Origin of the sequence: Chitinophaga sp., from assembly GCF_036569125.1 — a bacterium.
GTDB lineage: Bacteria > Bacteroidota > Bacteroidia > Chitinophagales > Chitinophagaceae > Chitinophaga.
Map to the genome: position 1 here is coordinate 1 of NZ_DATCRF010000255.1, position 4644 is coordinate 4644.

At 48.9% G+C, this 4644-nt stretch carries 4 protein-coding genes; 3 read left to right on the forward strand and 1 reads right to left on the reverse strand.

The window, feature by feature from the left end; all coding sequences use genetic code 11:
• Positions 1-94: 94 nt before the first annotated feature.
• A complete protein-coding gene (locus VIM87_RS09360; protein WP_331996732.1) occupies positions 95-904 on the reverse strand; it encodes a serine O-acetyltransferase in 810 nt (269 codons plus the stop codon).
• 387 nt (positions 905-1291) lie between these two features.
• Here VIM87_RS09360 and VIM87_RS09365 point away from each other — a divergent pair, with 387 nt between their 5' ends.
• The 3 genes from VIM87_RS09365 to lepB all read left to right on the forward strand — a co-directional run bounded on the left by VIM87_RS09365 (position 1292) and on the right by lepB (position 4450).
• Positions 1292-2476 (forward strand): sigma-54 dependent transcriptional regulator, encoded by a 1185-nt coding sequence (locus tag VIM87_RS09365; RefSeq protein WP_331996733.1) that lies wholly within the window; start codon positions 1292-1294, stop codon positions 2474-2476.
• A gap of 67 nt (positions 2477-2543) precedes the next feature.
• Positions 2544-3191 (forward strand): alpha/beta fold hydrolase, encoded by a 648-nt coding sequence (locus tag VIM87_RS09370; RefSeq protein WP_331996734.1) that lies wholly within the window; start codon positions 2544-2546, stop codon positions 3189-3191.
• 89 nt (positions 3192-3280) lie between these two features.
• Positions 3281-4450: a signal peptidase I gene (lepB, locus tag VIM87_RS09375; RefSeq protein WP_331996735.1), complete on the forward strand. Its 1170-nt coding sequence runs from the start codon at positions 3281-3283 to the stop codon at positions 4448-4450.
• Positions 4451-4644: the final 194 nt, after the last annotated feature.

Sequence of the window (4644 nt, forward strand, 5' to 3'; positions counted from 1 at the left end):
GGTTTGCCGTTAGTTTTTTCAGTGAAACAATAGGTGTATTACCTACCTGGTCAAGAATTGAATGCATCAGTTACGTTGATTTACGATCTTAGGTTTACACGGCTTCCACCACATTCATGCTGCCATCTGCCTTGTAATAAATACGGGAAAAAGGCGCAACACTTTTGATCAGCCACACATTACCGCCAATTACGCTGTGGTGGCCAATAGTGGTATCACCGCCTAAAATGGTGGCGCCGGCATAGATCACTACATGCTCCTCAATGGTAGGATGGCGCTTGCTTTTAGCCATGCTCTTATCAATGCTCAAAGCACCCAGGGTAACGCCCTGGTACAGCTTTACATGCGCTCCTATCACAGAGGTTTCACCGATCACAATACCGGTGCCATGGTCTATGCAAAAGTAGGGCGCTATAATAGCAGCCGGGTGAATGTCGATACCGGTGCGGGCATGCGCCAGCTCCGTGATCATGCGTGGCAGTAAGGGTATGTTAAGCTGCTGCAGCGCGTGTGCAATACGGTAAAAGGCAATGGCATAAAAACCGGGATAGGCCCTTATTACTTCGTATAAACAGGTAGCTGCCGGGTCGCCCTGGTAAATAGCGGTGGCGTCTTTGGTAAGATCATCATAAATAGACGGTACCTGGGCCATGAAATGCTGGCTCAGTTGTGCAGCCGTATCGGGTAGCTGAGGCTGCATGGTATGCAAGAGCTGCTGCAGCTGCTGTTCCAGCTTTTGTGCATAGGGGGCCAGGTCCGCCGCTGCCATCACTTTACCCGTATGTTCGGGAAATAGCCAGTTTACCAGGTCGTTGGCAAAATCGCTGACCGCTGTAGTACAAGGGTAAGGATTGGCTGCCGCCCACTGGTGCCTGCGCTTTAACTCCTCCAATAATTTTTCCATATGCGGCTTAGAATTACAGGATACAATGTTTAGTTGTTTAAAAGTACATATAAAGCTGCTATTTTAATGTGCAAATGTGCAGATATGCAAATGTGCAGATATCTAATGCCATGTTATTGCATTCAAACAATAAAAACCAGCACATTAGCCTATTAGCACAGCTATTTTAATGTGCAAATGTGCAGATATGCAAATGTGCAGATATCTAATGCCATAATTATTGCATTCAAACAATAAAAACCAGCACATTAGCATATTAGCACATTAGCACATTTCTACAGCATCCACGTAGTATCTGCCATCTGCACATTTGCATATCTGCATATTTGCACATCTGCACATCGGCCCATTGATTTCATTATCTTTGCTCCCTCACAAAACACCAATATGGCGAACATCCTGATTATTGATGACGAAAAAAGCATCCGTAAAACATTGTCTGAGATCCTGACCTACGAAGGATACAAGCTCGATGAAGCGGCAGATGGGGCAGAAGGTTTTAAGATGTTCAGGGAAAAGCAGTATGATGCTGTGTTGTGCGACATCAAAATGCCCAAGATGGATGGCCTGGAATTCCTGGAAAAAGCCAAGGAAGCCAATCCTGATATTCCCATCATAATGGTATCCGGCCACGGTAATATTGATACGGCCGTAGAAGCGGTTAAAAAAGGTGCGTTTGATTATATTCCCAAACCGCCGGATCTGAACCGCCTGCTGATCACCCTGCGCAACGCTATGGATAAAACCACGCTGGTGGCAGAAACCAAGCGCCTGCGCCGCAAGGTGAACAAAACCCAGGAAATGATCGGCGGTTCTGCGCCTATCCTGAAAATAAAAGAAACCATCGAAAAAGTGGCTCCCACCGATGCCCGGGTGCTGGTAACCGGCGAGAACGGGGTAGGAAAGGAGCTGGTAGCCCGCTGGATCCATGAGCGCAGCAGCCGTGCCACCGGGCCTATGATAGAAGTGAACTGCGCCGCCATTCCCAGTGAACTGATTGAGAGCGAGCTGTTTGGCCATGAAAAAGGCTCCTTCACCTCTGCGGTGAAACAACGCATCGGTAAGTTTGAGCAGGCCAACGGCGGCACCCTGTTCCTGGACGAAATAGGCGATATGAGCCTGAGCGCCCAGGCCAAAGTGCTGCGGGCCCTCCAGGAAGGGAAGATCACCCGTGTAGGGGGCGACAAGGAAATTAATGTGGATGTACGCGTAATAGCCGCTACCAATAAAGATCTGCTGAAAGAGGTGGAGGACAAGAACTTCCGCCTGGATCTGTACCACCGCCTGAGCGTGATCCTGATCCACGTACCATCCCTGAATGAACGCCGGGATGATGTGCCCCTGCTGGTAGATCATTTCCTGGACAACGTTTGCCAGGAATACGGCATTGCCAAAAAGCAGATCGATGCGCCGGCCCTCAAGGCCCTGCAGCAGCACGACTGGTCAGGCAATATCCGTGAGCTGCGTAACGTGGTGGAAAGACTGGTCATCCTCTCCGGCAAAACCATCACCGCAGATAATGTAGAAGATTATGTAGTACCTTCCCGCGAGAAAAAGAAAGCGAATATCTAGTTGGCAGTCTTCAGTTGGCAGTGGGCAGTCGCCCACAGACTGCTAACTGCCAACTACCAACTGTCATATGAAGAAGCAGTTATACCTGATCAGCGGCATGGGGGCAGATGAACGGATGTTCCGTTACCTGCAGTTTCCGCCGGAGTACGAGGTGCACTACCTGCCCTGGCTAAAGCCACAGCCCAATGAGCCCTTTACGGAATACGCAGCCCGCATGGCCGCCGGCATTACTGCAGAAGGCCCCATAACCTTGCTGGGACTTTCCTTCGGGGGGATGATAAGCCTGGAAATAGCCCGTCAGCGCCCGGTTGAAAAGGTTATCCTGATCAGCACCATCAAAAATACCCGGGAACGCCCCGCCTATTTTAACCTGGTAAGAAGGTTCGGATTATACCGCCTTACCAACCGCTGGCTCTTCAAACAGCGCACTTTTGTGGTAAAACTTTACATGACGGCCAAAACACCGGAGGAGGACGCCCTGCTGAAGGATTACCTGCATAACAGCGATTTTGACTTCATGTACTGGGCCATCCGCACGGTTATTTTATGGGAGAATGAGGAGATGCATGCCCCTGTAGTGCACATCCACGGCAGCAGGGACCATACTTTCCCGCTAAAGTATGTGAAGCCGGATTATACCATAAACGGAGGGGGGCATTTCATGATTATGAACCAGGCGGATGAGATTAACCGTATATTGAGCCGGGAACTTTAAGAAAACTTTTGCAAGGAAAATTAGCTGACTGACAACAGAATATTATATTTGTTCTTTTAAGATATTTAAATACACACAAATTCAACTGAATGAACCTGGCATTTTGGAGGCGCAATGACGGCCAGCCTAAGAAAAGAAAGTCTGCCGTGCGTGAATGGCTGGATGCAGCCATCTTCGCTATCATAGCAGCTACGCTGATCCGCACTTTTATTTTCGAGGCCTATACGATCCCTACTCCCTCTATGGAAAAAACATTGCTGGTGAACGATTTCCTGTTCGTTAGCAAGATCAGTTACGGTCCGCGCATTCCCAATACTCCGCTGGCAGTTCCTTTTACCCATCATACTTTACCCGGCACCAAATACAGCAAAGCTTATTCGGAAGCCGTGCACTGGCCTTACAAACGCCTGCCCGGTTTTACCCGTGTAAAGCGGAATGATGTAGTGGTGTTCAACTTTCCCGAAGGCGATACCGTGGCCCTGGAACAGCAGGACCAAAGCTACTACGGGCTGGTACGCAGCCTGGGCCGCGATGCAGTATGGGAATCTTACCATGTTACCTCCCGCCCGGTTGATAAACGGGAAAACTATATTAAACGCTGCGTAGCCGAATCAGGCGATACGCTGACCATAAAAGACGGTGTAGTGTTTGTGAACGGCCGTCAGGCGCCCATTCCGCAGGAAAGTGAAAGAAGGTATACCGTGCAAACCAATGGCGATCCCCTGAACCCGGACCGCCTGGATGAGCTGGACATTACGCCTAACCCGGATGCCACTTTATCAGCCGGCATCTTCCTGTACAATCTTACCCCGGGTAATGTAACCGCGTTAAAGAACTTCCCGGTAGTAAAAAGCATTAAACCTTACTTCAGCGGGGAACAATCCGTATTCCCATACGACACCGCCCACTATCACTGGACAGAAGAGAACTTTGGCCCCCTGTACATTCCTAAAAAGGGCGCCACTGTTAAGCTGGACAGCACCAACATTGCCATTTACGACCGCGTGATCCGTGTGTACGAAGGCAATACGCTGGAAGCTAAGAACGGGCAGTTCTACATCAACAACAAACCCACTGACTCCTACACTTTTAAAATGAACTATTACTGGATGATGGGAGATAACCGTAACAACTCCCTGGATTCCCGTTACTGGGGCTTTGTGCCGGAAGATCATGTGGTGGGTAAAGCCTGGCTTATCTGGATGAGCTATGGTCATGGCAGCATCCGCTGGAGCCGTTTATTCAGAACGATCAAATAGCAATAAGCGATTTTTGTATAGTCCTGCATCCTTCAGGGTGCAGGACTTTTTTATTAATATCAATACCTTCGCACAACCCTATTAATTATTAATTCTTAATTGTTAATTAAAATGAAACTGCTGCAATCATTTGAGTACGAGCGCTACGACGATATTTCCCAGCTGGAAGAAAAAGATGCCGCTCTGCTGCAGGC

Excerpts from the sequence above, each read along its gene's own strand:
- VIM87_RS09360 (WP_331996732.1), bottom strand. The coding sequence starts at position 904 with ATGGAAAAATTATTGGAGGAGTTAAAGCGCAGGCACCAGTGGGCGGCA.
- VIM87_RS09365 (WP_331996733.1), top strand. The coding sequence starts at position 1,292 with ATGGCGAACATCCTGATTATTGATGACGAAAAAAGCATCCGTAAAACA.
- VIM87_RS09370 (WP_331996734.1), top strand. The coding sequence starts at position 2,544 with ATGAAGAAGCAGTTATACCTGATCAGCGGCATGGGGGCAGATGAACGG.
- lepB (WP_331996735.1), top strand. The coding sequence starts at position 3,281 with ATGAACCTGGCATTTTGGAGGCGCAATGACGGCCAGCCTAAGAAAAGA.